We start from the raw sequence: 26,268 nt of genomic DNA, 5'->3' as shown, positions 1-26,268 counted from the left end.
GCCAGCGCGTTGCTCAACTTCATGACGTTGAGACAGTGCGGGAAATTCCACGGCGTCAGAACCGAGACCACGCCGAGGGGCTCATGTCGCAGTAGCGTCGTTCCGGCGCCGATTCCGGTCATGCGCTCGTCGGTCAGCTTCTCGGCGAGCTGGGCCGCGTGCATGGTCATGAATGCGGCGCCGTCGACCTGCATCACCCGCTCGTTGGCGACGCAACCCCACTCCACCTGTGACAGCGCGAAGAACTCGTCAGTGTGCTTGAGCAGCGCATTGCCCAGTTGGTTGAGATAGCGTGCGCGCTCCTCGGGCCCTGCACCGGCCCACGGTCCGCTGTCGAACGCTCGCCGCGCAGCCGCGACCGCGGATTCAACTTGGGCGAGACTGGGATCGGGTGCGCTGGCGATTACCTCCTCGCTGGCCGGGCAGATGTCGTCGTAGCGGCCGTTGGCGGGGTCGACCCACCGGCCGTCGATGTAGACCGCATAGGTGTCGACAAGTGACCGTGGGTCAGCCATGAGTTTCCTTCGGACGGTCCAGCAGCTCAACGTTCGGTGTACACCTGTCGGGTATGCACCGTCAATGCGTTAAATACAGTTGGCTGTGTACAGAACTGTTCCCCTTCGAGTGCAGAGATATTGACATGGTCATCGCCGCGGAGTACACAAGGTTGATCGGACAGATGGCGTCGATATGTCCGATAACTCGGGATCCAGTCGAGGAAGGCTTGCGGTGCCGGCTATGTTCCCTTTGCATTCCCCTGACTTCTATGCCGGTGATCCATACCCGGCCTACAAGCAACTCCGCGCGACCTCGCCGGTCTGCTGGAACGACGTGACTGAATTCTGGGCGCTGCTGAAATACGAAGACATTCGCTTCGTATCGACCAACCCAGCCCTGTTCTCCTCGATGCACGGCATCTCAATCCCCGACCCCGCGATCCAAAATCCGGTCCAGGAGGGCAACCTCATCTTCACCGACCCGCCCCGGCACAGGCAGCTGCGCAAACTCATCAACTCTGGATTCACCCGGCGGCAGGTGGCGATGCTCGAGCCGAAAATCCGCGAGATCGTGTGCAGCATTCTCGACACCATCGAACCCGGGACCCCCCATGAGTTCGCCGAAGAGATCGCCGCTCCCCTGCCCACCAGAATGATCGCCGAGCTGCTGGGTGCCCCACCGGAAGACTGGGAGCAATTCCGGGCATGGTCGGACGCCGCCACCGGAAACGCCGACCCTGACATCGAACTCGACGTCTTCGTGGCCATGGGCCAGCTTTACGAGTACTTCAAAAAGCTCATCGGGCAGCGTCGCACCGAGCCGCGCAACGACATGCTCTCGGTCTTGATCAACGCCGAGATCGGCGGCGAACGGCTTAGCGACGACGATCTGCTCAACTTTTCCTTTCTGCTCCTGGTCGCCGGTAACGAAACGACCCGCAACCTGATCGCGTTGGGCACCCTGGCCCTGATCGCGCACCCGGACCAGTGCGCCAAACTGGTCGACAACGCCCCGCTGATCCCCGGCGCCGTCGAGGAGATGCTGCGGTTCACCAGCCCGGTGACGCACATGGCGCGAACAGCCACCGCGGATATCGAGATTCGCGGACAACACATCCGCGCCGGCGACACCGTGGTCATGCTCTACGGGTCGGCCAACCGCGACGAGGAGATCTTCGGTGACGACGGCGAAGAATTCGACGTGACCCGCAGCCCCAACCCGCACATCGCATTCGGTTGCGGTGAACATTCCTGCCTCGGCGCACAACTGGCGCGCCTGGAGGCATGCGTACTTTTCGACGAACTTCTTCACCGCTACCCCAGAATCGAGCTTGTCGGCGATGTTGCCCGAATGCGGGCGACGATGGTGCCCGGTGTCAAGCGGATGCCGGTGCAGCTGGAATTGTGACGCAATAATGGATTTCGACTTCACACCGGAACAACAACGGCTTCGTGCGGAGATCCGTGCCGCGCTCAAGGAGGTGATGACGCCTGAGCGCAGCGCCGCAGTGAACGCACGCATGGAAGGTGGTCCCGAAGTCAGGGAGTGCGTGAGCGCTTTGGCGGCTGCCAACCTGTTAGGCGTGGGCTGGCCCAAAGAATATGGCGGGCGTGGATTTTCGGCGATCGAGCAGTTCATCTTCTTTGAAGAGGCTCGCCGAGTGAACGCCCCTATTCCGCTGGTGACGCTGAATACGGTTGGGCCGACGCTGATGGAATTCGGCACCGACGAGCAGAAGCAGCGGTTCCTGCCAGCGATTCTTGAAGGCAGCGTGGAGTTTGCGATCGGCTATTCCGAACCAGGGGCGGGAAGCGATCTGGCGTCACTGCGTACCACCGCTGTGCGTGATGGCGCAGAGTATGTGATCAATGGCCAGAAGATGTTCACCAGCGGCGCCGCCCACGCCGACTACATCTGGCTGGCAGCGCGAACCGACCCGAACGCTAAGAAGCACAAGGGTATTTCGATCTTCATCGTGCCCACGTCGTCACCGGGATTTTCTTGGCAACCACTACACACCATGCCAGGAGTGACGACCACGTATACGTTCTACGACTACGTGCGCGTCCCGGCCAGTGCGCTGGTCGGGACAGAGAACGGCGGGTGGAAGCTGATCACGACACAGCTGAATTTCGAACGCGCCGCGCTGGGCAATCTCGGCGCATTGGAGCCGCTTTTCGAGAAGACGCTGCACTGGGCAAAGACCACTGAACTCGACGATGGTCGGGTTATCGACCAGCCGTGGGTACAGCTCGCGCTTGCGCGCGTGGAGGCGCAAGTCGCCGCGTACAAGCTGATGAACCTTCGAGTCAACGCGGCGATGACCAAGGGCGTGCTGAACATGGGCGAGGCGTCGGCAGCCAAAGTGTTCGGTACCGAGCTCACGCAGCAGGTCGCCCGTCAGCTACTGGAGGTGCTGGACCGCAACGGGTCACGCCGCGGTGCGGACGCGCCATTGGCCGGGGAGCTGGAATCAGCGTACCGGGCGGCAGTCATCAATACGTTCGGCGGCGGCGCCAACGAAATTCAACGGGACATCATCGCGATGGCCGGATTGGGCATGCCGCGAGCACCGCGTGACCTTCGGACGACAACACCCTCAGGAGGCTCGACGTAGTGACACACCAGACCGACGACGCGAAAACCCAGTTTCGTGAGCGGCTGCGCCAGCTGATCGGCAAGCCGACCGGTTCCGGTAAGCCCGCCGTGGCGCCGGACCCCGTCAACCAACCGATGATCCGGCATTGGTGCTACGCGCTTGAGGACATGAACCCCGTCTACCTCGACCCGCAGTTCGCAGCCACATCACGGTTCGGCGGCATCGTGTCGCCACCGGTCATGCTCCAAACCTGGACCATGCCGCCACCGAAGCTCACCGGGATCACGGAACGAGGCGGCGTCCCAGTCGAGCTCACCGCCAACCCCATGGCCTTCCTAGACGAAGCCGGGTTTACCGGCACGGTAGCGACCAACTCGGAGTTCGAGATCGAGCGCGATCCGCGGTTGGGTGATGTCATCACCGCGACCGCGGTGATCGAGGACGTTTCCGACGAAAAGAAGACGGGCCTGGGACTGGGCCACTTCGTGACCTGGGTGACCACCTATGTCGATCAACATGGCGAGGTATTGGGGCGGCAGCGATTTCGGGTCCTGCGATTCAAGCCGGAGCAATGATGGCTAGCAGACTGGCACCGACGATCAGCCCCGACACCGAGTTCTTTTGGAACGGACTGCGCGAGCACAAGCTGCTGATCCAGCGCTGCAGTTCCTGTGGCGCACTGCGCAACCCGCCGCGCCCGATGTGCCCGCACTGCAATTCGCTGGACTGGGACGTGGTCGAGTCGTCAGGCCGGGGCATCCTCTACAGCTATGTGATTCCGCAGCATCCCCGGTTTCCGTTCTTCGACTATCCCTACATCGTCGCGCTGGTCGAGCTGGCCGAAGGTGTGCGGCTGGTGTCGAACCTGCGCGACACCACACCCGCCGATGTGCACATCGGCATGCCGGTCGAAGTCTGTTACGAGACCTTCGACTCCGATTCCGGCGAGCTTGTGCTGCACCAGTTTCGGCCCGCCTGCTGATCGGGGAAGCATGGACTTCACGTTTACCGAAGATCAAGAGACACTGGCCAAGGTAGCTCGCCAGCTTTTCGAGCGCTGGGCCACACCAGAACGGCTCACCGAGCTCGAAGCCACTGACGTCCGCTATGACGCCGCGCTGTGGAAAGAGCTTGCCTTTGCCGACCTACTCGGCATCGCCTTACCTGAGGCGGTGGGCGGCAGCGGCGCCGGCTTTCTGGCACTAGGTGTACTGCTGGCCGAGGTGGGATACAGCGTCGCCCCGGTCCCGGTCTACGCGACGCTGGTTCTCGGCGCCGACCCGATTGCCCGGTACGGAACGGCCAAGCAGCAACAACGCCACCTGCCGAAAGTCGTTGCTGGCAGCAGCATCCTGAGCGCGGGCTTGAGCGAGCCTGGGCGTTCGGATCCCGCTGTGCCGGCGACCACCGCGCGGCGAGACGGCAACGGCTGGCGACTCGACGGCGCCAAGGAGTTGGTGCCCGCCGCACAACTTGCCGACACGCTGCTGATCCCAGCGGCCATCGACGGCGGTGACGTCGGGCTATTCCTGCTGGACATCACCGCACCCGGCGTCGACGTCCGACCGGTGACGACAACCAACGGTGAGCCGCACGCCGACGTATTCCTCGACGGTGCAGCCGTTTCCGCTGATGACCAGCTGGGCAACCCCGGCAGCGGAGTCGAGATGGTCCGATCGCTTCAGGCCCGCGCGCTGGTCGGACTGTCCGCGATCCAACTCGGCGTCGTCGAGCGGGCGTTGCGCCTGGCTGCCGCATACACCACGCAGCGTGAGCAATTCGGACGACCGATCGGCAGCTTTCAAGCTGTGCAGCAACGCATGGCCGATGCGTTCATCGACGTCGAGGCCATCCGCTGGACAACCTGGCATGCGGCGTGGCTGCTGGGGCTGGGACGGCCCGCGGACCGGGAGGCCCGCATCGCGAAATTCTGGGCCGCCGAAGCCGGCGCCCGAGTCGCCGCCACCGCCCAACAGGTTCATGGCGGGATCGGCATCGACACCAGCTATCCGCTATTTCGCTGTTTCTTGTGGGCCAAGCACAACGAGCTCGCCCTCGGTCCAGCTATCCAACAATTGGCCCGGCTCGGCAGCACGTACGCACAAGGAGCACGATGACGATCACCAAGAGCCGCACGACCACGCTGGCCTGGCGTGACATCGAGGTCGGCGACGAGGTCACTCCACTCGAGATCCCGGTCACCACAACGGTGATCGTCGCCGGCGCGATCGCGTCGCGCGACTTCATGCCGGTACATCATGACCGCGACTTCGCCAACAAGCAGGGCTCGCCTGACGTGTTCATGAACATCCTGACGACGAACGGCCTGTGCGTGCGTTTCCTCACCGATTGGGCCGGGCCCGAGGCGATGGTGAAAAAACTGTCGATCCGACTGGGCGTGCCCGCGTTCCCCAACGATCCGTTGCGATTCACCGGCACCGTCACCGGCAAGTCTCACAGCGACGGTGAGGGTCTGATCGAGGTCACGTTCAAGGCGGCGAACAGCCTTGGCGACCACGCAAGCGGCACCGCGGTGCTCAGCTTGCTCAGTGGAGTTGGCACATGAGTGCCTCACTTGGCGGTCAGGCCGCGATCGCCGGAATCGGGCAGACCGAGTTCTCCAAGGAATCCGGCCGCTCCGAGCTGCAGCTGGCGTGCGAGGGGGTCAAGGCCGCGCTCGACGACGCCGGGCTTGGACCCGGCGATGTTGACGGCATGGTCACGTTCACCGTCGACGCCAATGACGAGATCGAAGTCGCCCGCAACCTCGGCATCGGCAACCTGACCTTCTTCAGCCGGGTGCCCCACGGCGGTGGGGCTGCCGCCGGCACCGTCATGCAGGCGGCTATGGCCATCGCGACGGGTGCGGCGGAAGTCGTGGTCTGCTACCGGGCGTTCAACGAGCGCTCCCGCCTGCGTTTCGGTGGCACTGGACGCACCAGCGCGGCGACGCCGCTGTGGCTGGCGCCGTACGCTCCGTTCGGATTGCTGACCCCCGCGGCATGGGTGGCCTTGCATGCCCAGCGCTACATGTCGACCTACGGGGTGACCAACGAAGACTTCGGGCAGGTCGCCGTGGTCGACCGTGCGCATGCGGCCCGGAACCCCAACGCGTGGTTCTACCAGCGCCCAATCACATTGCAGGATCACCAGAATTCGCGGTGGATCGTCGAACCCGTGCTGCGGCTACTGGACTGCTGCCAGGAAAGCGACGGCGGTGTCGCACTCGTCGTGACCAGCGCGGAACGGGCGCGCGATCTTCGGCAGCCACCTGCGGTCGTCGCGGCGGCCGCCCAGGGCGCCGCCTACGACGGCGAGGTGATGACCAGCTACTACCGCGACGACATCACCGGGCTGCCCGAGATGGGTGTCGTCGCCGACAAGTTGTGGCGCGACTCCGGGTGCAAGCCCGCCGACATCCAAACCGCCTTCCTCTATGACCATTTCACGCCGTTCGTGTTCGTGCAGCTGGAGGAACTCGGCTTCTGCGGTCGGGGCGAAGCCAAAGACTTCGCCACCGTCGAGAACTTGTCGCTGGGTGGCACTCTGCCGATCAACACCAACGGTGGACTGCTGGGCGAGGCCTACATCCACGGCATGAACGGCATCACCGAAGGCGTCCGGCAGGTGCGCGGCACGTCATACAACCAAGTCGACGACGTCGAGCACGTGCTCGTCACATCGGGCACCGGTGTGCCCACCAGCGCGCTGATCCTCGCCCCGGTCGGCTGAGTCATACGGGAGGTGATCATGCCGAAACTCGCGCTACTGACCAAGGCCGGCGGACCCATCGAGCTTGCCGAATACCCGCTGACGGCACCGGCGCCCGGCACCGCCGCATTGAAGCTGCGCATGGCAGGAATCTGCGGATCGGACTTGCACATGTTTCGTGGGGAGTTACCGCTCCCGTATCCCTTCGCCATGGGTCACGAGATGGTCGGCGAAATCGTCGAACTCGGCGACGAGCTGACCACCGATGCGACCGGCAAGCCCCTCACGGTCGGCGATCGCGTTGTGACACCGTATTTTTGGACGTGCGGGCAATGCCACGCCTGTGCGCGCGGACGGTCGTACGCCTGCCAGAACCTGATGGCGGGGGAATTCCGCACCCACGATCAGGCGCCGCACTTCGTCGGCGCATACGGCGAGTACTACTACACGACCCGCCGACAGCCGTTGTACAAGGTGCCTGAGAACCTCGCCGACGAGGCGGTCGCTCCGCTCAATTGCGCGCTGGCTCAGGTATTGTTCGCGCTGCGGGACGTCCGGCTGGGCGACACCGTCGTCATCCAGGGTGCCGGTGGGCTCGGCATCAACGCCGCCGCCGTCGCACGCACCGCCGGCGCAGCCGAGGTCATCGTCATCGATTTGCTTGCCGAGCGGCTCGACGTGGCGTCCGATTTCGGTGCCACATACTGCATCGAGGCCAGCGGTATCTCGACCGACGAGCTCATGGAGCGGGTCCGCCTGTATACGGACGGCATCGGCGCGGACTGGGTGCTCGAGGTGGTCGGCGTGCCCGGTGTCATTCCCGACGGCATCGGCTTCCTCAACAACGGCGGCACGCTTTTAGAAGTCGGCAACGTCGGCACCGGACGCACGTTCAGCCTCGACCCCAGTGTTCTCGTCTACGGCAACAAGACAGTGCGTGGCGTCATGCTCTACGACCCGGTTACGCTGGCGATCGGCCTGTCGTTCCTGCAAAAAACCGACTTTCCGTTCCACCGCCTCATGCCAAAGCCCTTCCACCTGGTTGACATCAACGCCGCATTCGAATCAGCCGACGCCGGCTCGGTGCCGCGGGGTGCACTAGTTCCGTGACCACCCAGGCGACGACGACCGATACCCGCGAGCTCATCATCGAGTCCGCGTATAGCTGCTTCCGCAAGTACGGGCTGCACAAGACAACCATCGTCGACATTGCGCGGGTGGCCGAGGTTTCCCGCAGCACCGTCTATGAGTACTTCCGCGACAAGGCCGCGATCGTCGAAGCGTGCGCCGAGCATGCCTCCCAGCGGTTCTATCGCCAGATGGCAAAAGCTATGGAGCGGGGAACCTCGCTCGAAGACAAATTCGCGCGCGCGGCAGTGTTCGTGACGCAGGCCAGACGGATCATCGCCTCCGAGAAGTACTTCGCCGAGGAGGAAGTCAGCCTGCTGCTGACCAAGGATGCCGCGGTGCTGCTCAGGGAATGTGTTGACTTTCTTGCGCCCTACCTGGCCGCCGCCAAGCTGACCGGCGAAGTCCGCAACGACCTGGATGTCACTGCCGCCGGTGAATGGTTCGCGCGAATACTGTTCTCGTTGTTCAGCACGCCGTCATCGACGCTGGACATGGACGATCCGAAAGCTGTCGCCGGATTCGTGCGCGCGCACGCGGTGCGTGGGTTTTCCGATGACGGGGCGCGCTCCAGACGCAGGCCCAGGTAAGCGCCTGTGCGGCTCGCGGCACATCGAGACTGCGGTAGTGGCGCCGAACCTGCGTGTATGGCCATGACTAACCGCGATTGCCCGCCGTAGGCGCAGTCTCGATGCGTCGCCTTTCGGCCAACGCGCGCAGGAAGAACATCAGGTTGGCGGGCCGTTCGGCCAGTCTGCGCACCAAATAGCCGTACCACTGCCCGCCGTACGGCACATACACCCGCACCTGGTTGCCGGCGCCGACTAGCCGCTGCTGTTCGGCGTCGCGTATGCCGAACAGCATCTGGTATTCGAAATCGCCAGCAGCACGGCCTGATTCCCGAGCAATGTCCGGGACGGCTGCGATGACAGCGGGATCGTGGGTGGCCACCATGGGGTAGCCTGCTCCGGCCATCAGTACTCGAAGGCATCGCAGGTAGGAGTCGGTGACTGCGGCGGGGCGGCGATAGGCCACCGACGCCGGTTCGTCGTAGGCGCCCTTGCATAACCGGACCCGCGCCCCGGCAGCAGCGAACTCATGACAATCCCCAAGCGTGCGCCGCAGGTAGGCCTGCAGGACGACCCCCAGCCAGGGAAAGTCAGCGCGCAGGTCACGGACGATGGACAGCGTCGACTCCGTGGTCGTGTAGTCTTCGGCGTCTACCGTTACCCAGGCGCCGACCTGCCCGGCCCGCTCGCAAATGGTGTGCGCGTTCTCCAGCGCAATCTTTTCCCCGTCCCGCTCCAGCGCTTGGCCGAGCGCCGAAAGCTTGAGCGACACCTCGAGCGGCCGCACACCGTCAGCAGCGGCGTCGGGCCGCCGGCCCAGCGCGTCGAGAAGCTCAAGGTAGGCCTGCACTGTGTCGCCGGCGCCGTCGACGTCGGTGACATCCTCACCCAAATAGTCGATACTGACATATCGGCCCGAAACGCGAAGGGCAGCAACGCTATCCAGTACCGACTCCACCGTTTCCCCTGGTACGAACCGATGAACGACGCTGCGAGTGACCGAAATCCGCTGGGCGGCGCGGCGCAGCCGATTGGAGCGACTGGCCGCCAAGATCGCCGGACGCACCGCCGTCGCGAACAGGCCGGGTTTGATGGGGGCGACCCGCTGCAACCGACTTCGCCGCTCTGGCGATCGCCCCGGCATCACTTCGCCGCCATATGTGGGTAGTTGTGCTCGGTTGCCGGCACGAACGTCTCCTTGATCGTGCGGGCCGACGTCCACCGCAACAGGTTCAGCGGCGATCCGGCTTTATCGTTGGTGCCCGAACCGCGGGAACCGCCGAACGGCTGCCGGCCCACCACCGCCGCGGTCGGCTTGTCGTTGATGTAGAAGTTGCCGGCTGCAAACCGCAGCCGCTCCTGCGCCACCAACACCGCCTCGCGGTCGTCGGCAATGACCGCGCCGGTCAATGCAAACCGTGACCCCGTGTCGATCACCTCAAGGATCCGCTCGTACTCGTCATCGGGGTAGACGTGCAGCGACAGGATCGGCCCGAAGTACTCGGTCCCGAATGCCTCGTCGGTCGGGTCGTCGCCGAGTAGCACCGTCGGCCGCACGAAATAGCCCTCGCTGTCGTCGTATTCGCCGCCGACTGCGATCGTGAGACCGGGCGCGCCTTTCGCGCGTTCGATCGCGTTGACGTTCTTGGTGAAGGCCCGCCGGTCGATCAACGCGCCGCCGTAGTTGGACAGGTCGGTGATGTCGCCGTAACGCAACTGCGCGGCGGCGGCCAGGAAGTCGTCGCCCATCTTCTGCCACACCGAGCGCGCGATAAACGCGCGCGACGCCGCCGAGCACTTTTGCCCCTGGTAGTCGAACGCGCCGCGGATCAGCGCGGTGCGCAGCACGTCCGGTCGCGCCGAAGCATGCGCCAGCACGAAGTCCTTGCCGCCGGTCTCCCCGACCAGCCTCGGGTAGCTGTTGTAACGCTCGATGTTGGCGCCCACCTCCCGCCACAAATGTTGGAAGGTGGCCGTCGACCCGGTGAAGTGGATGCCGGCTAGCCGCGGATCTGCCAGTGCCACATCGGAAACCGCGTAACCGTCGCCGGTTACCAGGTTGATCACTCCGCGCGGCAACCCGGCCGCCTCGAGCAGCTGCATGGTCAGATACGCCGCCAGGGTTTGGGTGATTGACGGCTTCCACACCACGGTGTTGCCCATCAGCGCCGGCGCCGTCGGCAGGTTGCCGGCGATCGAGGAGAAGTTGAACGGGGTGATCGCGTAGACGAAACCGTCCAGCGGTCGGTAATCCATCCGGTTCCACTCGCCACGGACACTGAGAGGCTGTTGCGCCAGGATTTGGCGAGCGAAGGCGACGTTGAACCGCCAGAAGTCGATCAGCTCGCACGGCGCATCGATCTCGGCCTGGTACACGGTTTTCGACTGGCCGAGCATCGTTGCGGCGGCGATCTTCTCCCGCCACGGCCCGGCCAACAGGTCAGCAGCGCGCAGAAAGACTGCAGCGCGCTCGTCGAAAGGCATTCCAGCCCAAGACGTCTTGGCAGCCATGGCCGCTTCGACCGCAGCCGCCGCATCGGCGTGAGTGGCGTTGCTCAGCGTGCCCAGCTTTTGCGAGTGCCGGTGCGGCTGGACGACGTCGATGCGCTCGCCCTCACCCATGCGGTGGGTACCGCCGATGACGTGGGGCAGATCGACCTGTTGGTCGGCCAGGGCGGTCAAGGCGGCGCGCAGACGCGCGCGTTCGGGGGAATCAGGAGCGTAGTCGTGCACCGGCTCGTTGGCCGGAACGGGCACATCGGTAACGGCGTCCATGCAGCCCAGAATCCCCCTGCACGCGCCGCAAACGCTTGGCTGATTGGACAAGGCTAGCGCTTATTCGCAGTAGGATCGGACAATATGCGGTTAGCTGGTGTGGGCTTGGGCCAGTTGCTGCTGGCGCTGGACGCCACCATGGTGAGCCTGGTCGAGGCGCCGCGTGGGCTGGACCTGCCGGTGGCTTCGGCGGCGCTGATCGATGCCGACGATGTGCGCCTTGGTCTTTCGATCGGTGCAGATGACGCAGACGAGTTCTTCTTGCTGGGCGTCACCAACGAGCAGGCGCTGCAGTGGATCGACCGGCAGCCGCGCGGGCCTGCGACGCGGCCGCCGGTGGCGGTGTTCGCCAAGGAGCCGTCGCCTGCCCTGGTGGCTCGCGCGGTCGCTACAGGTATCGCGGTGGTGGCGGTGGAGCCCCGGGCCCGCTGGGAGCGGCTGTACCGATTGGTCAATCACGTCCTCGACCATCACGGCGACCGCGGCGACACGTTATCGGACTCGGGAACCGACCTGTTCGGTCTCGCGCAGGCCATCGCTGACCGCATTCACGGGATGGTCAGCATCGAAGACGAGCAGTCGCACGTACTCGCCTATTCGGCCTCCAACGACGAGGCCGACGAGTTGCGGCGGCTGTCCATCCTTGGCCGCGCCGGCCCGCCCGAGCATCTCGAGTGGATCAGCCGATGGGGCATCTTTGACGCGCTGCGGGCGAGCGACCAAGTGGTGCGCGTCGCCGAGCGTCCGGAATTGGGATTGCGGCCGCGGCTGGCGATCGGCGTTCATCACCCGCCGGATGATGTCCGCCGCGCACCGGTGTTCGCGGGCACGATCTGGGTGCAGCAGGGTTCACGGCCTCTGGCCGACGACGCCGAGGAGGTGCTGCGCGGTGCCGCGGTGCTGGCCGCCCGCATCATGTCGCGGCTGGTGAGCCGGCCGTCGACACACGCGCTGCGGGTGCAGCAGTTGTTGGGGCTGGTCGACGGTGGTTCGGCCGACGTCGGCGACATCGCGCGCGAACTGGGCATCGTGGCCGACCGAACTGCCGCGCTGATCGGCTTCCACGCGACTGCTGATCATGCCCGGCTGGCCGATGTCCTTGCGTTGAGCGCCAGCGCTTTTCGTCGTGACGCCCAAGTCGGCTCCACCGGCTCGCGCAGCTATGTGCTGTTTCCGCACGCCGCGAAGCCGGCAGCGGTCACCTCGTGGATACGCGGCACGATGACCGGGCTCCGCAGCGAGCTGGGTCTGCAGTTGCGGGCGGTCATCGCCGCGCCGATCGCCGGCCTGGCGGCAGTGGCGGCGGCGCGGATGGAAGTGGACAGGGTGCTCGACACCGCCGACCGTCATCCGCTTTCGATCGGTCAGGTGACGTCCCTGGCGGAGGCCCGCACTGCCGTCTTGCTCGACGAGATCGTGCGGCTGGTCGGCGCCGACGAGCGGCTCGTCGATCCTCGGGTGCGTGAGCTTTGCGCGCGGCAGGCGGTGCTGGCCCGAACGCTGCGGGCCTACTTGGACAGCTTCGGCGATATCGGCGCCGCGGCGCAGCAGCTGCATGTGCATCCCAACACCGTGCGCTACCGGGTACGCAGGATCGAAAAGCTGCTGTCGACGTCTTTGGCGGATCCCAATGTGCGGCTGCTATTTTCGCTGAGCCTACGGATAACCGAGCATCTGGCGTGACACGTGCTGAGGCCGCACCAGCCGAGCCGGGCCGTCACGGGCAACGGACCTGCGGGGAGCGGGCGGCTCATTGCTGCAGCGTATGGCACTGACGCGAAGCCGTCGAACGTGAAAAACGCAGGGCAGCAGAGCTAGTCGGCTGACCTCACACTGCGAGAACACCCCAGCAGATGGACAAGGCCGGCGACGCTGTAGCGACCCGACCTCTAATTCCCTTGCGGCATCTACAGCGCCCGGGGAACTGGCCGCAACACTACGTCATGTAGCCGGTAGATGTACAGTCGACCACTGGGCTTGTCCGGTGCAGGAGTTGGCGCAGCCCGTCAACGCTCATCGGTTGTGTCGACTCAGCGACCGTGCGCAGTACCTGGCGCACAGTCGCGGTGCCACTCGAAGAGGCCAATACGAACAGCACCGCATCGCGTGAATGCGTTCCCTTCAGATAGATCGTGTCACGGGCATGCAGCCGGTACGGATCGACGGAGACCACGGCCTTGCCTCGGATGATTCGCGGCGGTGCGAGAGCCCACATGCTCGGGTCGTAAACCACCCTGTGCACTGGGCCGATCCATGAACCGAATACTTCGACCAGGTCAGGCAGTTCGCTGCGGAGATCGCCGCTCTTGGGCCACCACGCGCCGTCAATACCGCCGCGCGTGGGGGCACGCTCACATAACGCTAGCCGGGCGACCGGTAAATCTTGGGGCGCCAAATCGGTCAAGGTGACGCTCCCGTCAAATCTCCGTGCTATCGCAGACAGCAACCGCAGGGGCGGCGCTCGACAAACCTACGACATTGCAAGCGTAGCGTACCGCGGTTTTCCGTGGACCAGTGCGTTATTAAGGCGTTACCGGTCGCATCCTCCGCTAGTGGGCGGCCACGAAAACCCCGGAATCCCAACGGGTCCCGTTGAGCTACATTTTGCAGCCGTTAACGCAGGCCCGGTGAGTGTGACCGGCACCGATCCGTGCGCAGCCTTCATCCGCCATGCCCAGGAGCCCGCGGCTGGCTACACAATTCGCTTCGAGGTGGGCGACGCCGAGGCGCTGCGCTACCCCGACGCCACATTCGACCGGAAGTTGTCGATGCTGGTCCTGAACTTCCTGGCAGAACCGGTCACCGCCCTGCTGGCGATGAACCTTGTCACCCACCCGAATAGCGTTGTTGCAGCGGCTGTTTGGGACGACGGCGATGGAATGAGAATGCTTCGAACGTCCTGGGACTGAGGCCGTCGCGCTGATTTGAGACGCTGCATCGCACGAAGAAGGACAACTGCCACTGAGTAGCTGTGGCGAGCTGGCTGGGTTATCGCGCGGCCAAAGGTTGAGCAATCTGACCTGCAATTGCGGTCGCGCGACCGCTTATTGGATGGCGGTCCTGCGCGAGCGATCCGATCTCGTCGACAGAGTGTCGACCCTCGAGGGCCGCGCCGACGACTTGCGTGCTGTCCTGGGCGCCGCCGGGTGTGAACCTGTCACGTTGTTCGGGTTTCTGGGCCGGACCGATCAGCATCCTTTCGCCGCGACCTATCCGCAGCGAGTGCGCACGCTCGTGCAGTTCGGAACGTTCCCAAGCGGGTTGCTCGACGACGCCTGTTCACCCGGTCGCGAGAAGTGGGTCGAGCACAGCGTCGGCAGGCGCATCCATTTCAGAATTCCACTGGCCTGGAAACCGTCGCGATGGAACGCCGGCATCGAGCGGTCGGGGCCGCACCTCCGGCTAACCGAAATCGTCGCTGGTTTTCTGTCGATTCCACCGGCAGGCAGGTGTCATAACAGGTAGAGAATTCGAATACGACCCGATGGAGAAAACAATGCAATACCTGCTGATTCTGTCCGAAGACCCCGGCCTGATTTCCACACCCGAGCAGCGGCAGCATGCCGTGGAGCGGGTTGGGGAATTCGCAATGGGCCTGGTCGGCGAGAACGTCCTGCGGGGCGGTTCGCCACTGCATCCCGTCGAAGAAGGAAAGCAGGTCCGCGTGCGAGACGGGAAGGAGCGCGTCATCGACGGGCCGTTCGCAGAAGGCAAAGAAGTCATCGCCGGGTACATGATCATCGATGTGCCGGACATCGGGGCCGCGGTCGAGGTCGCGTTAAAGTGCCCGAATTCAGAATTCGGCTCAGTAGAGATTCGCGAGATCGTGCCGATGGGATGAGCAAGTTCGTGTTGCTCGGGGTGCGACGGTTTCCGACGGCTGAATTGTCGCCGGCCCAGGTCGAACTCAGGCTTGCCCGAGCGCAGACGTTCGTGGCCGCGATGCGGTGCTGGCAACTGCTGGATTCCCATGCCACCCGCGAGGCGGAGGCCGACGAGCCCCGCGCATTGCTGCTTATGTGTGCCAGCAGCCCTGCTGCGGCCGGCACCATCGCCGCGGCGTGGTCGGCGGTGACCGGTTTCGACGTTTCAGTGTGGTCGTTGGTCGCGAATTCCGATAGGCGGGCCGCGTGAGTAGCGATGTCGATGCCGTATTAAGCGGAATTCTGCGGGAAAAATGGCCGCGGCTGGTGGCGGTCGGCATGCGGATTCTCAACGACTTTCAGGCCGCGGAGGACATCGCCCAGGAGACATTGCTCGCAGCGCTGGACCACTGGCCGCTATCGGGGGTGCCCGACCAGCCGGGCGCCTGGATGATGACGGTTTGCCGCCGACGCGCACTCAACGCGCTCCGTGATCGACAACGGCAGGGACCGCGGTTACGATCCGCTGCCGAGACCGCTCGCATGCTCGATAGTCAGGCCGATTGTGCCGGCGGCGGCGAGCCCGACTTCCCCGATGATGAGTTGCGCCTGATCGCCATGTGCTGCCATCCGGTGCTGCCCTTCGATGCACGGATGGCGCTGACCCTTCGCATGGTTGGCGGGCTGACCACCGAGGAAATCGCAGCAGCCTTCCATCAGCCGACCGCGACCGTAGCTCAGCGGCTTGTCCGGGCGAAGAAGTCGCTGCGCTCTCATCGGATCGGATTCGCCGACGACGACATCGATCTACCGTCGCGGTTGCCTGCTGTACTCGACGTCCTCACGTTGGTTTTCAACGAGGGCTACCTCGCACACTCAGGCGCCGACCTCACCCGCGCAGACCTCGCCGGCGAGAGCTACCGGCTCACCACGCTGCTCACCACCATCGCCCCCCGCGAGGGCGGCCCCTGGGCGTTGCGAGCCCTTCAGTCATTTCACCTCAGCCGCTCGGACACGCGCGTCGACGACGACGGCAACCTCCTCACCCTCGACAAACAGGAGCGCCACCGGTGGAATCGCGCTTTGATTGATGACGGCGAGGCGAGCCTCGACCGGGCTCGCCAACTCTGCAAACCACCCACGCCCCTACTGCTACAAGCGGAACTGGCGGCCTGCCACGCGACAGCGCCGACTTTTGAGGACACCGACTGGCGACGGATTGTCGAGCTTTTACGACCAGCTGATGACCCTGGACCCGACACCGGTCGTCGAACTCAACCGCGCGATCGCCGTGGCTATGCGCGACGGCCCAGCAGCCGCCCTGCCTACGCTTGACCGACTCGCCCAGCAGCCCGAACTGTCCCGGTCACACCGAATCTGGGCTGCCCGAGCCGAAGTGCACCGACGCCTGCACGACGATATCCGCGCAGACCAGGACTACCGGCGGGCGCTGGAACTTGTTGGAAACGACACCGAACGCGCCTACCTCGTCAACGCTCGACAACAACTCAGCAAGTAAGGAGGCCGACCGCCATGCCGCAAGCAGAACACACCGTAACGATCAACCGCTCCGCAGAAGACATTTTCGACTTCCTCGCCGACGGCGAGAACAACCCAAAATGGCGACCCGGCGTCCTGGAGATCAACGCCAACGGCGACACCACCGGTGTGGGCGCCAGCTACCGACAGGTCCTTCGCGGGCCAGGAGGCCGCAAGATCGATGGCGACTACCGCGTCACCACCTATGACCGCCCCAAGACACTAGGCTTCCAGGTCACGGCCGGCCCCGTGCGCCCTGTGGGAATCTTTGAACTCACCCCGACTGGCTCAGGCAGCACCAGCGTCACGTTCCGTCTTTCGGCCACGCCCACCGGCTTCATGCGCCTCATGACGCCGATGGTCGCCAAGCAGATCCGTTCGGAGACTAGCAATATCGAAAACCTCAAAACTCAGCTAGAGAATCCTGTCTAATGCGCTGGCTCAACAATTCCATTTTGCTCAGCGCTGAACATAGTTCCTCCCGAGCTGCGGCGAGCCGATCAGGCAATGTAGCCGAGGTGTTCATCGCGTCGGGGTACCGCTCGATGATCGAGGCAAGCTGGTTGTAGGCAACGGTTTCCGACGCCGCAGATCTGGCGGGCGGTTACACCAGGTGGGTTCGGCCGATGCGAGAGCGGGTGACAGCGGTGTCTGCATGATCCGACTCGTAGATCTCGGCGAGGAACTGTTCAACCGCTACCGCTGCATGCTTGGCGCGCACGGACCCGAAAATGTCGAAAGCATGCTGGGCTAGTGGCAGCTCAGCGTAGACGACAGGTTGGCGGCTGACCTCGCGCAGGCGTGCGCTGAAGTTGCGGGCCTGTCCGACAGGAATCAACGAGTCGTTGCTGCCGTGCAGCACGAAAAACGGTGGCGCCTCAGCAGATACATAGCTTATCGGCGAGGCGGCGCGAAACGCGTCAGAGATTTCCGTCTGCCTCAGCTTGAACACGTACTTGCCTAAAATAGGCGCCATCTGTGGGTGCACGGAATCACTGCGGGTGAAGTCGTAGACGCCGTAGAACGGCACGGCCGCTCGCACGCTGGTGTCAGCGTCTTCGAAATCCGGTTGAAACTGCGGGTCATTCGCGGTGAGGGCGGCCAACGCGGACAGGTGCCCGCCCGCTGAGCCGCCGGTGATCGCGACCCAGTCAGGGTCACCACCGTACTCGGCGATGTGCTCCTTGATCCATGCCAGCGCACGCTTGACGTCGACGAGGTGGTCAGGCCAGGTTGAGCGCGGGCTGAGCCGATAGTTGATCGCCACACACACCCAGCCCAATTCGGCCAGATGACTCATCAACGGATACGCCTGGTGGCGTTTGCCCCCCAACATCCACGCGCCGCCAGGAACCTGCAGCAGCACAGGTGCCCGGGCGTCAGGGTCGAGATCGGGACGCCGCCAGATGTCGAGGTAGTTCCGGGAACCGTAAGGGCCGTAACTGATGTCAGTGTCGTGCGCATAGTCACGATAGATCCGGAACATCCGGATCACGCCCGGCGTCTTGGCGGTGCCTGCGCCTGCCGGCCGCTTCCACAGATCGGCAGACTCGGTGCGGCGCTCGCTGCCCAACCCTTCATCGAGCGCCGCGGTCAGCGGCGCATTGGCGTGGCGGCCGATGCGATGCAATCCCAGTAGTCCCAGCCCCGATATGCCGGAAACCACTGAGCTGAACCAGCGCATGCGAGGTGACAGCCGCCGCCAGACCGCGCCCATGATCGCCAAATGGACACCAAGCACTTGTAGCGGAAGTTCTGATGCGAACACGCCGAAGCTGAACGCAAACAGCGAGGGATAGCCTCGCTTGGTCAGCGGCCGGTAACCGTTGGCGGTGATCACGAGTCCGGCTAGTGAGTTCAGCACCGCTGCCAGTCGCTTCAACAAGAGTCACTCCCATCGACCGCACGCATCACGTACCCATCCGCTGGGTGGGGCGTCTAATTGAGCCACCCTAGCTGCCGAACGGGCTCGGCTGCTCCGAAGGAGTGACCGTGCTCATCCAGGACAGGATTGAGCGAATGCAGGCGCCGGTGTTGCCGATCTGGCAGTGGTTGCTCGCTTGCTCGGCGGCGGTGAATACCCGGGTGGTCACCGAGCGCGCAGTCGTGAGGTTGCGCGCCTGGCGGTGCAACTGATGCAGCGGCACGTAGTGGTCATCCGCGCCGGCGATGAGCAATACGTCGGCCGTCACCCGCCCGGAAATCTTGCGGGTGGTCACTGTCCGGGCGCCGGCGAAGAAGTCGTACGGCGTAGGTGCCGCGGTGATGTGCATGCCCTGCCAGAGCCCCCATCGGGAGACCGGGCTGCAGGCAGCTCCGATGCGCGCCAACACGTTGAGGACGCGGCGGGCGCGCAGTACGAGCAGGGCACGGATCACAGGTGCGGCGCCGGGTGTGATTTGCCGGCCGATGACCTCGACAAAGTCATCGAGAATGTCCCATGCCACCGCGCGGCGAATGCGAGTTTCGAAAGCGGCGGCGCGGATTACCAGGCCGCCGCCGAGCGAGATGCCGATCGCGGTCACGTCGTCGAGACCGTAGTGGTCCAGGACGGCGGCCACCGGCCGCTCCCACTCGGGGGTGAAACCCAGGCCGGCGTCTTCGAGGGCACTCCCCTGCCCGGGACCTTCGAACGCCAGCACCCGGTGGCCCGTCGCCGCGATCGCGGTGAGCATCGGCAAGAACTCCTCGATGTAGCTGTCGAAGCCGCCGAACACGACCAGCGTCGAGCCCGACGCTTGCTCTGGGCGCAGGTCATAGGCAGGCAACCATGCGCCTTCATAGGCGACGCGGTCCGGCTGAACTCCGTACTGCTCGCGCAAGGTCGCCAAGAAGCGGCCTCGTGCGGCGGCCTTACGCGGATCGTGCGGCGGGATGAAGAACTCCGCCGCCCTGTCGTAGTAGGCGGCGGCAAGCGCTCGGCCCTCGGCGCGAACTTGGTTCGCCAACGCGAGAAACGCCTCGATCCAGTCCTGGTAGTCGCGCACGACGCGCACTGCCTCGGCGATTTCGTCGTGCGCCTCGGGGCCAATCCATTCCAGCCAGCGGTTGCACTGGAAGTTCAGGCTGCGGTCGGGATGGAACTCGTGGTATCCCGATGCAGGGCCGCGCAGGTCGAGGACTGGCGGGTGCAGGGCCATCATTACTCCTATCGCAGGACTACTTGCGATACGGTAGCGCCGAGCCATCCGCTATCGCAAGTAGTCCTGCGATAGGGTTGTCGGTGATGAAGGCAACCACCGCCAAGTTGGGCCGCCGAGGCGCGGCTGTGCGCGCAGCAGTGCTTGAGGCGACGCTCGTCGAGTTGGTCGACCACGGCATCGAGGGCGTGACTGTGGCCGCCGTAGCGGCGCGGGCAGGAGTGCATGAAACCTCGGTCTACCGCCGCTGGCGCACCCGAGACGACCTGATTGTCGACGCACTGCTTGAGCGCAGCGCGACGCAGATCCCTGTACCGGACACGGGATCGCTGCGAGGTGACCTGATCGAGCTGGCCCGCCGGGTGATCGGGTACCTGTCGTCTCGCATCGGTCGAGCGTTGGTGCGTATGAGCACATTGATCGTCGAGGAACAGTCACTAGACCAGGCGCGTGCCAACTTCCTGGCTTCCCGGCTGGCCGCGACACGGGTGGTGGTGGACCGGGCGGTTGAGCGCGGCGAGTTGCCCGCCGACACCGACGCCGGTCTCGTCCTCGAAATGCTGGTGGCGCCGCTGCACCTGCGGACGATCATGACCGGGGAACCGCTGACCGACGACTTGCCCGAGCAGCTGGTCGACATCCTGCTCGACGGGCTGCTGCCCCGGGGGTAATCGGGCCCGCCGCCACCACGCGATCGACCCCGGAATCCAGCCGGCAGGCCTTCCCGGCAATGCAGCAGGCGGCGCAAAATTGGGCGCATGGAGCAGTCGGAGAAGACGCTCACCCATGGCTGGCTGGCGGTGCTGGTGGGTACCGCTCTGCTCGTCGGTGGTCTGGTCGCGTTGTCCTTCCCCGTCTTCCTCGGCTCTTACGACAAGTACGGCATCCAGATCAAATGCGGCAACGGCTATCGGGCCGAGTTGCTGCAGCCATCGCTCGACGACCAAGAATCCGCGTCCACGCCCACTCGCCCAACGACCAGCTATGTCGATCAGTGCAGAACGGCCCTGGCGCACCGACGCGCCTGGCTAATCCCCGTGGCGGGCGCCGGCGCGCTCATCCTGGTCCCCGATCTGGTGGCCTGGGCACGCGGCGGGTCAGCGAGACCGGCCGAACCGCCCCATGAGTCGTCGGCCGAACCGACCGATACCGAGATGCACGAAGCTGCGTTGCTGGATCGCCGGTGGCGGTCACACCGGCCGCGACCATCAGACACCACGTTGTGATCTGGTCAGGGGTTCGCGGACAAGCATGGCCCGGGTTGTTGTCGGACTGAATGACGCGTGACGACGACTACTGCGTATCTTCCGGTTCCTGGACGATGTGGTATTTGGGGTCGGCCATCGACAAGGGGCCGTTGCCGCTTTGGCGGACCTTGCCGGTGATCCGCAGAACTTGGCCAGGATGGATATCGGCCCCATGGCCGGGGTGGAAGGTTACCCGGATGTCGCCGGTGTTGTCCCCCACGACGATCCAGCGAAACGTGCGCCGGCGTTTGGTGATGTCCTCCACTTGGCTGACGCGTCCTTCGATGGTGGCCCGGCGTCCGGGAATCAGGCCCTCGATCGTGATCACCGCCCGCGGCCGCTCCGGGTGCTCGTATTCCTCGACGTTTTCCTGTTCGCCCTGCGCAACGCGTGCCTCGACTCTGTCGAGTATTCGTGCGATCCGCTGCTCGAAGCTGTCCGGAAACGCTTCTTCGATCCGGGATTGCACGTCGTAGGGCACGATCGTGGCGGCCGCATCCGGGACCCGGCTGATGGCCCTGGCGATCTTGTCCGCGGTGCGGTCGTGAAGCAGCCGGCCGAGCAGCGGTGCATAGGTTCGACGCGGCAAAAGCACCGTCACATTGGTATCCGGGTGTTCGCTTAGTGCCCGCAGCACCAACTCTTGTGCGGCCCGGTTGATCTGCCGATCCGGACAGTCGACGACCCGCAAGCGGGTGTCGAGATCGAAGCGGTCCCAGCGCTTTCGCAACTGCGTGGCATGGGCCGCGTCGACCATGAAATGCACGGCGATCAGCTCGTCGGCACGCAATCCTCGTCCGTATCGCAATGCCTCGAGCACCGCCAGGTCAACCGAACTCACGAACACGAACACGCGGTGCCGCGCATATTTCACCAATTCCGGACGGTCAGTGCGGAACATCTCGAGAATGGCTGCCTCGGCACGGTATTCCCGGTTCAAACGAATCAATACGAAGACCAGCACCGGGAAGACAACGACGACAAGCCAAGCGCCCTCAGTAAATTTCGCCACTGCGAAGATCCCGACCACGATCGTCGATAAAATCCCCGCGGAGAGATTGATGGCCAATTTGCGTCGCCAGCCGGGTTCCCGGTGCCTCAGGTGGTGTTTGGTCATCCCGTAACCGGCCATGGAGAATCCGGTGAACACGCCGATCGCGTAGAACGGCACTAATGCGTTGACCGAGCCGCCGGTAACCAGCAGCAGTACCACCGACAGCGCGGTCAGCGAAATGATGCCGTTGGAAAACACCAGCCGGTGACCCCGTTTCGTCAGCTGCCGGGGCAGGAAGCGGTCCTCGGCGACGAAACTGGCCAGCGCGGGAAAACCGTTGAAACTGGTATTCCCGCCAGTGAACAAGATCGCGGCCGTCGATATCTGAAGCAGAAGGTATAACGCTTGGCCGATCAGCCCTTTCCCGAAGACGGCCCGGGCAACTTCGGACAACATCGATGGATAACCGGCGGCATACGGAGTGGCGTGAGTGGCATAGGTAAGGTAGGCCAAACCCGCCAGCAAGAACCCGAGAATGCAAGCCATGGCAGTGAGGACGCGACGCGCATTGCGGCCCTGCGGTTTCCGAAAGACGTTGACCGTATTGGAAATGGCTTCGACACCCGTCAGCGACGAACCACCGTTGGCGAACGCGCGCAGCAAAACCAGAATCGTCGCGCCCATCACCAGCCCGTTGCCCTGATGGACCGGCACCGCTCCGGCGATGCGTTGCGGATCGTATGTCGATAAACCCCAAAAGATTTCGCGAAAAATCCCGGTGACAATCATCAGCACCATCATGATCACGAAGAAGTAAGTCGCAAGCGCGAAGGGCCGGCCCGCTTCCCGCAATCCGCGCAGGTTCGCGTAACACATCATGATGACCACGCCCACGGTTATTTCCAGGCTGTACGGACCGAGCGGGGTTATCGCCGACACCACCGCAACCGTCCCCGCCGCCGTCTGCACGGCCACGGTGACTATGTAGTCGATCAACAGTGCCGCGGCGGCGATCTGTGCCACCCGGGGACCGAAGTTCTCCCGCGCAACCACATAGGAGCCGCCGGCTCGGGTGTATGCCATCACGACTTGGCGATACGACGCAGCCACCAACGCCAGAATCAACAAGATAACCCCGGTGGTCGGAAGCAACAACGCGAACGCAGCCAACCCCGCATGTGGCAGCAGTTCGATCATGATCTGCTCGGGACCGTACGCGGTCGACGAAATCGCATCGGGCGAAAGTGCGCCCAGCGCAACAGAATTCGATAATCTCTCGGTGGAAAGCTGTTCGCTGATCAGCGGCTTTCCGAGAAGGATGCGCTTGGCGACGTCACCAACCGACAGCGGGACGTTCAACCGGCGAGCCGATGTTGTCACGACACATCTTTACCTGATCGGGAGCGCTGACCGAAAGCTCAACCCATGATCAGCGCGCCGTCGGCGAGTTCGTCGAATCGCTCGATGGCCTCGTCACCGTCGGCGTCGATTCCGCGAAGCGGGCCGCGATCGGCTAAGTAGCGCTGCGCATACAACCGCGCGACCAGCGCCTTGCGGTCCGCCTGACGGGTCGCCCGCTCCCAGGCGGCCTGTTCGCTGAGCAGCGCGCCCGCATAGACGTCGCCCATGAATTGGGTCAGTGCGAACAGCCGTGCCTCAGCCACTCGGCCGTCCAGTTTGGTCCACGCTGTGATCGCCGCATCGAGGTCCTCGATACGACCTCGCACCAGCCGGGTGGTGTCGTCGTCGTCGGACACCTCCACCGCGTCATGCAGGCGCGCCAGCAGCGGTTCGTGCGCCTGCGTGCGCTCGATGCCGCGCCGCACGTCAAGACACAGAATGTTGTCCGGGCCTTCCCAGATGGTGTTCACCTGGGCGTCACGCAACAATCGGGCCACCGGCCAGTTTTCGTTGTAGCCGTTGCCGCCATGGATCTCGATGGCATCGGACGCCATCGTGATGCCCAGCCGACACACCTTGAGCTTGGTGACCGGAACGGCGATGCGCTGACGCACCGGCTTAGGTTGGCGGTGGTTGGCAAAACCGGTGCAGTCGAAGACCAGCGCTTGGGCAGCTTCGACATCGACGATCATTTCGGCGAGCTTGCGGCGCATCAGCGGCTTGTCGATGAGCGCCTCGCCGAATGCCCGCCGCCGCCGGGCATAGCACAGCGACTCGACCAGAGCACGGCGCGCGTTGCCCAACCCGAACAATGCGATACCCAGCCGCGCCGCGTTGGTGAGCTCCATCATGCGGCCCAGCCCCTTGCCGTCGGATGGCCCAGCGTCGGCGCTGGGTTCGCCGGAGAGCAGGAACGCTTCGGCGTCGACGAATTCGATCTCGCCCGAGGCGACCGAACGCGTACCGAGCTTGTCCTTGAGCCGGCGGATTCGCACTCCGTTGGCCGAACCGTCGCGGCGGGTTCGCAGCACCAGAAACGTTGCGATACCGCGCGTCGAGTCGGGCGCGCCTTCAGGTTTGGCCAACACGACGAACACCTTGCCGTCGCAGTTGGACGCAAACCACTTGAAGCCATTAAGAAGCCACGCGTCGCCGCGCCGCGTGGCGGTGGTCTCCAGGACGCCAAGATCGGAGCCGCCGGTGCGCTCGGTCAACAGCTGGGCGGTCTCGCCCTCCCACTCACCGGATTGGAATTTGGCCAGCACGTGCTCGCGCACGTCGGCCGGCGCGTAGGCGGCGACCAGCGCCTTGACCATGTTGGCGCCGGTGCCCAGCGCACAACCCATGCCGATGTCTGCCTGATTGAGCATGTAGTTGGACGCGAACAGCGGCAGCGACGGGTTCACCCCGGCGCGGCGGGCATCGTCTTTGAGTGCCTGCTGGGCGTCGAGGATCGCGCGCTTCGATGCGGTGAATGACGGCGGCTGGATGACCTGGCTGACGTCGTGGCCCCAGCGGTCGTAGCGTTCCAGCCGGGCCGGGTTGCGGTCGGTTTCCTCGGCCCAACGCGCCACCGGGCCGCCCATCAGCTCGCCGATGCGGGTCAAACGCGGTTCGGCGAAGGCCAATTCGTCGGACTGCAAGTAGTAGGCCATTGTGAACTGCAGGGTCGGATCGGTGCGATACCAGTTGAGACCGACGGCTCCCTGGTAGTTCTCGGTCCGGTAGCGTTCGGCCTTCTCGGCACTGCTGAAGGGCAGCCGGTCGATGGCTTCGAGGTCGTAATCCACATGCCGAGTGTGGACTTAATGCACGCCACACACAATTTTGCGTGACATAAGTCCACACTCGGCGCTAGGAAAGCCGGTCGACCGCTGCGGCGATCCGCTCGTCGGTGGCGGTCAGCGCCACCCGGACATGGCGGGCGCCGGCGGGGCCGTAAAACTCGCCGGGCGCGGTCAGGATGCCGCGCTGCGCCAGCCACTCGACGGTGTCGCGACACGGTTGTCCGCGGGTGACCCACAGGTAGAGCCCGGCTTCGGAATGGTCGACGGTAAACCCGGCCGAGCGGAAGGCGGGCAGAAGCATGGCCCGCCGACGCCCATAGCGCTCCCGTTGTTCATGCTCGTGGGCGTCGTCGTCCAGGGCGGCGACCATGGCGGCCTGCACCGGCGTCGGCACCATCATCCCGGCGTGCTTGCGCACCGCGAGCAGTTCGGCGACAAGCTGCGTGTCGCCGGCGACGAATCCGGCCCGATAACCGGCCAAGGACGAGCTTTTCGACAGCGAGTGCGCCGCCAGCAGCCCGCGGTGGTCGCCGTCGCACACCGACGGATGCAGCAGCGATAGCGGCTCGGTATCCCAGCCCAGGCCCAGGTAGCACTCGTCGGACACTACTAGCGCGCCACGCTCGCGGGCCCAGCCGACGACTTTGCGTAAGTGGTCTAAGCCGAGGACACGTCCGGTGGGGTTGCTCGGCGAGTTCAAGTACACCAGTGCCGGGGTCTGTGGACCCAGCTGTGTCAGCGAGTCGGCGCGCAGCACCGCTGCGCCGGCCAGCCGTGCGCCGACCTCGTAGGTGGGGTACGCCAGTTCTTGTACGACGATCAGGTCGCCGGGGCCCAGGCCCAGCAGCGTCGGCAGCCACGCGATGACCTCCTTGGTGCCGATGACGGGCAGCACGGCTTGCTCTGGCAGTTCGGTGACGCCGTAGCGGCGAGCCAACGCCGCCACCATCGACTGGCGCAGCCTCGGTGTGCCTGCGGTAGTGGGATATCCGGGCGAGGGGCGGGGGGGTGGCACCC

At 64.6% G+C, this 26,268-nt stretch carries 27 protein-coding genes and 1 pseudogene (1 of these 28 running past the window's edge); 18 read left to right on the top strand and 10 right to left on the bottom strand.

Annotated features, from left to right (window positions below):
• A partial coding sequence (locus tag ACFE99_RS01940; RefSeq protein WP_375481903.1) for an aldehyde dehydrogenase family protein occupies nt 1–515 on the bottom strand: 515 nt, incomplete at its 3' end.
• Nucleotides 516–738: 223 nt separating this feature from the next.
• On the opposite strand from ACFE99_RS01940, the gene ACFE99_RS01935 reads away from it, so the two are divergent.
• Genes ACFE99_RS01935 through ACFE99_RS01895 form a run of 9 tightly spaced genes read left to right on the top strand, consistent with a single transcriptional unit; the run spans nt 739 to nt 8,526 of the window.
• Nucleotides 739–1,905, top strand: coding sequence for a cytochrome P450 (locus ACFE99_RS01935; protein ID WP_375481901.1), 1,167 nt, complete (start codon nt 739–741; stop codon nt 1,903–1,905).
• A 7-nt stretch (nt 1,906–1,912) separates the two neighbouring features.
• Nucleotides 1,913–3,115 (top strand): acyl-CoA dehydrogenase family protein, encoded by a 1,203-nt coding sequence (locus tag ACFE99_RS01930; RefSeq protein WP_375481899.1) that lies wholly within the window; start codon nt 1,913–1,915, stop codon nt 3,113–3,115.
• The gene (locus ACFE99_RS01925) at nt 3,115–3,672 is read left to right on the top strand and encodes a MaoC family dehydratase N-terminal domain-containing protein (protein WP_375481897.1); all 558 of its coding nucleotides are present in this window, start codon (nt 3,115–3,117) and stop codon (nt 3,670–3,672) included. Before ACFE99_RS01930 ends, ACFE99_RS01925 begins: the two co-directional genes overlap by 1 nt.
• A complete protein-coding gene (locus tag ACFE99_RS01920; protein ID WP_375481895.1) occupies nt 3,672–4,079 on the top strand; it encodes a Zn-ribbon domain-containing OB-fold protein in 408 nt (135 codons plus the stop codon). Before ACFE99_RS01925 ends, ACFE99_RS01920 begins: the two co-directional genes overlap by 1 nt.
• A 10-nt stretch (nt 4,080–4,089) precedes the next feature.
• Nucleotides 4,090–5,214, top strand: coding sequence for an acyl-CoA dehydrogenase family protein (locus tag ACFE99_RS01915; protein ID WP_375481893.1), 1,125 nt, complete (start codon nt 4,090–4,092; stop codon nt 5,212–5,214).
• Nucleotides 5,211–5,663, top strand: a complete 453-nt coding sequence (locus ACFE99_RS01910) for a MaoC family dehydratase (protein WP_375481891.1) — start codon at nt 5,211–5,213, stop codon at nt 5,661–5,663. Before ACFE99_RS01915 ends, ACFE99_RS01910 begins: the two co-directional genes overlap by 4 nt.
• Complete coding sequence (locus tag ACFE99_RS01905; RefSeq protein WP_375481889.1) at nt 5,660–6,829, top strand: lipid-transfer protein; 1,170 nt, start codon at nt 5,660–5,662, stop codon at nt 6,827–6,829. Before ACFE99_RS01910 ends, ACFE99_RS01905 begins: the two co-directional genes overlap by 4 nt.
• Nucleotides 6,830–6,847: 18 nt before the next feature.
• Nucleotides 6,848–7,918, top strand: a complete 1,071-nt coding sequence (locus ACFE99_RS01900) for a zinc-binding dehydrogenase (RefSeq protein ID WP_375481887.1) — start codon at nt 6,848–6,850, stop codon at nt 7,916–7,918.
• Nucleotides 7,915–8,526 carry a TetR/AcrR family transcriptional regulator gene (locus ACFE99_RS01895; RefSeq protein WP_375481885.1) on the top strand — a complete coding sequence of 204 codons (612 nt, stop codon included), beginning with the start codon at nt 7,915–7,917 and terminating at the stop codon, nt 8,524–8,526. Before ACFE99_RS01900 ends, ACFE99_RS01895 begins: the two co-directional genes overlap by 4 nt.
• Nucleotides 8,527–8,593: 67 nt before the next feature.
• Here the strand turns inward: ACFE99_RS01895 and ACFE99_RS01890 are convergent, their stop codons facing one another.
• A complete protein-coding gene (locus ACFE99_RS01890) occupies nt 8,594–9,598 on the bottom strand; it encodes a proline dehydrogenase family protein (protein ID WP_375481908.1) in 1,005 nt (334 codons plus the stop codon).
• A 50-nt stretch (nt 9,599–9,648) separates the two neighbouring features.
• Entirely contained in the window at nt 9,649–11,280 is a 1,632-nt protein-coding gene (gene pruA / locus ACFE99_RS01885; protein WP_375481883.1) for an L-glutamate gamma-semialdehyde dehydrogenase, read from the bottom strand.
• A gap of 84 nt (nt 11,281–11,364) precedes the next feature.
• Between pruA and ACFE99_RS01880 the strand changes: the two genes are divergently transcribed.
• Complete coding sequence (locus ACFE99_RS01880) at nt 11,365–12,963, top strand: helix-turn-helix domain-containing protein (RefSeq protein ID WP_375481881.1); 1,599 nt, start codon at nt 11,365–11,367, stop codon at nt 12,961–12,963.
• Between the two features lie 253 nt (nt 12,964–13,216).
• On the opposite strand, the gene ACFE99_RS01875 is transcribed toward ACFE99_RS01880, so the two are convergent.
• Nucleotides 13,217–13,684 (bottom strand): DUF5994 family protein, encoded by a 468-nt coding sequence (locus tag ACFE99_RS01875; protein ID WP_375481879.1) that lies wholly within the window; start codon nt 13,682–13,684, stop codon nt 13,217–13,219.
• On the opposite strand from ACFE99_RS01875, the gene ACFE99_RS01870 reads away from it, so the two are divergent.
• From ACFE99_RS01870 to ACFE99_RS01850, 5 genes are all read left to right on the top strand, one after another.
• Complete coding sequence (locus ACFE99_RS01870; RefSeq protein WP_375481877.1) at nt 13,620–14,189, top strand: class I SAM-dependent methyltransferase; 570 nt, start codon at nt 13,620–13,622, stop codon at nt 14,187–14,189. The genes ACFE99_RS01875 and ACFE99_RS01870 overlap by 65 nt on opposite strands.
• 142 nt (nt 14,190–14,331) lie before the next feature.
• Nucleotides 14,332–14,745: an alpha/beta fold hydrolase gene (locus tag ACFE99_RS01865; RefSeq protein WP_375481875.1), complete on the top strand. Its 414-nt coding sequence runs from the start codon at nt 14,332–14,334 to the stop codon at nt 14,743–14,745.
• A gap of 19 nt (nt 14,746–14,764) precedes the next feature.
• Complete coding sequence (locus tag ACFE99_RS01860) at nt 14,765–15,121, top strand: YciI family protein (protein WP_375481873.1); 357 nt, start codon at nt 14,765–14,767, stop codon at nt 15,119–15,121.
• Entirely contained in the window at nt 15,118–15,414 is a 297-nt protein-coding gene (locus ACFE99_RS01855) for a hypothetical protein (RefSeq protein WP_375481872.1), read from the top strand. The genes ACFE99_RS01860 and ACFE99_RS01855 overlap by 4 nt, the downstream gene beginning before the upstream one ends.
• Nucleotides 15,411–16,478 (top strand): RNA polymerase sigma factor, encoded by a 1,068-nt coding sequence (locus tag ACFE99_RS01850; protein ID WP_375481870.1) that lies wholly within the window; start codon nt 15,411–15,413, stop codon nt 16,476–16,478. The genes ACFE99_RS01855 and ACFE99_RS01850 overlap by 4 nt, the downstream gene beginning before the upstream one ends.
• 31 nt (nt 16,479–16,509) lie before the next feature.
• On the opposite strand, the gene ACFE99_RS01845 is transcribed toward ACFE99_RS01850, so the two are convergent.
• The gene (locus tag ACFE99_RS01845) at nt 16,510–16,647 is read right to left on the bottom strand and encodes a hypothetical protein (protein WP_375481868.1); all 138 of its coding nucleotides are present in this window, start codon (nt 16,645–16,647) and stop codon (nt 16,510–16,512) included.
• 29 nt (nt 16,648–16,676) lie between these two features.
• Here ACFE99_RS01845 and ACFE99_RS01840 point away from each other — a divergent pair, with 29 nt between their 5' ends.
• Nucleotides 16,677–17,114 (top strand): SRPBCC family protein, encoded by a 438-nt coding sequence (locus tag ACFE99_RS01840; protein ID WP_375481866.1) that lies wholly within the window; start codon nt 16,677–16,679, stop codon nt 17,112–17,114.
• A gap of 172 nt (nt 17,115–17,286) precedes the next feature.
• Here the strand turns inward: ACFE99_RS01840 and ACFE99_RS01835 are convergent, their stop codons facing one another.
• Both ACFE99_RS01835 and ACFE99_RS01830 read right to left on the bottom strand, forming a co-directional pair.
• Nucleotides 17,287–18,567, bottom strand: coding sequence for an alpha/beta hydrolase fold domain-containing protein (locus ACFE99_RS01835; protein ID WP_375481864.1), 1,281 nt, complete (start codon nt 18,565–18,567; stop codon nt 17,287–17,289).
• 67 nt (nt 18,568–18,634) lie between these two features.
• Nucleotides 18,635–19,822, bottom strand: coding sequence for an alpha/beta fold hydrolase (locus ACFE99_RS01830; protein ID WP_375481862.1), 1,188 nt, complete (start codon nt 19,820–19,822; stop codon nt 18,635–18,637).
• Nucleotides 19,823–19,908: 86 nt separating this feature from the next.
• Between ACFE99_RS01830 and ACFE99_RS01825 the strand changes: the two genes are divergently transcribed.
• Both ACFE99_RS01825 and ACFE99_RS01820 read left to right on the top strand, forming a co-directional pair.
• Entirely contained in the window at nt 19,909–20,493 is a 585-nt protein-coding gene (locus ACFE99_RS01825) for a TetR-like C-terminal domain-containing protein (protein ID WP_375481860.1), read from the top strand.
• Nucleotides 20,494–20,580: 87 nt separating this feature from the next.
• Nucleotides 20,581–21,048 (top strand): hypothetical protein, encoded by a 468-nt coding sequence (locus ACFE99_RS01820; protein ID WP_375481858.1) that lies wholly within the window; start codon nt 20,581–20,583, stop codon nt 21,046–21,048.
• Nucleotides 21,049–21,115: 67 nt separating this feature from the next.
• Here the strand turns inward: ACFE99_RS01820 and ACFE99_RS01815 are convergent, their stop codons facing one another.
• From ACFE99_RS01815 to dapC, 3 genes and pseudogenes are all read right to left on the bottom strand, one after another.
• Nucleotides 21,116–23,443, bottom strand: a complete 2,328-nt coding sequence (locus ACFE99_RS01815) for an amino acid permease (RefSeq protein WP_375481856.1) — start codon at nt 23,441–23,443, stop codon at nt 21,116–21,118.
• Between the two features lie 38 nt (nt 23,444–23,481).
• A complete protein-coding gene (locus tag ACFE99_RS01810) occupies nt 23,482–25,254 on the bottom strand; it encodes an acyl-CoA dehydrogenase family protein (RefSeq protein ID WP_375481854.1) in 1,773 nt (590 codons plus the stop codon).
• Between the two features lie 64 nt (nt 25,255–25,318).
• Nucleotides 25,319–26,268 (bottom strand): annotated as a pseudogene (dapC, locus tag ACFE99_RS01805) (succinyldiaminopimelate transaminase); it runs 204 nt beyond the window's last position.

It is taken from the genome of uncultured Mycobacterium sp. (assembly GCF_964249325.1).
In the GTDB taxonomy this organism is placed as follows: domain Bacteria; phylum Actinomycetota; class Actinomycetes; order Mycobacteriales; family Mycobacteriaceae; genus Mycobacterium.
Note: the sequence above shows the minus strand (reverse complement) of the source record. Positions and strands in the feature narration are given on the sequence as shown.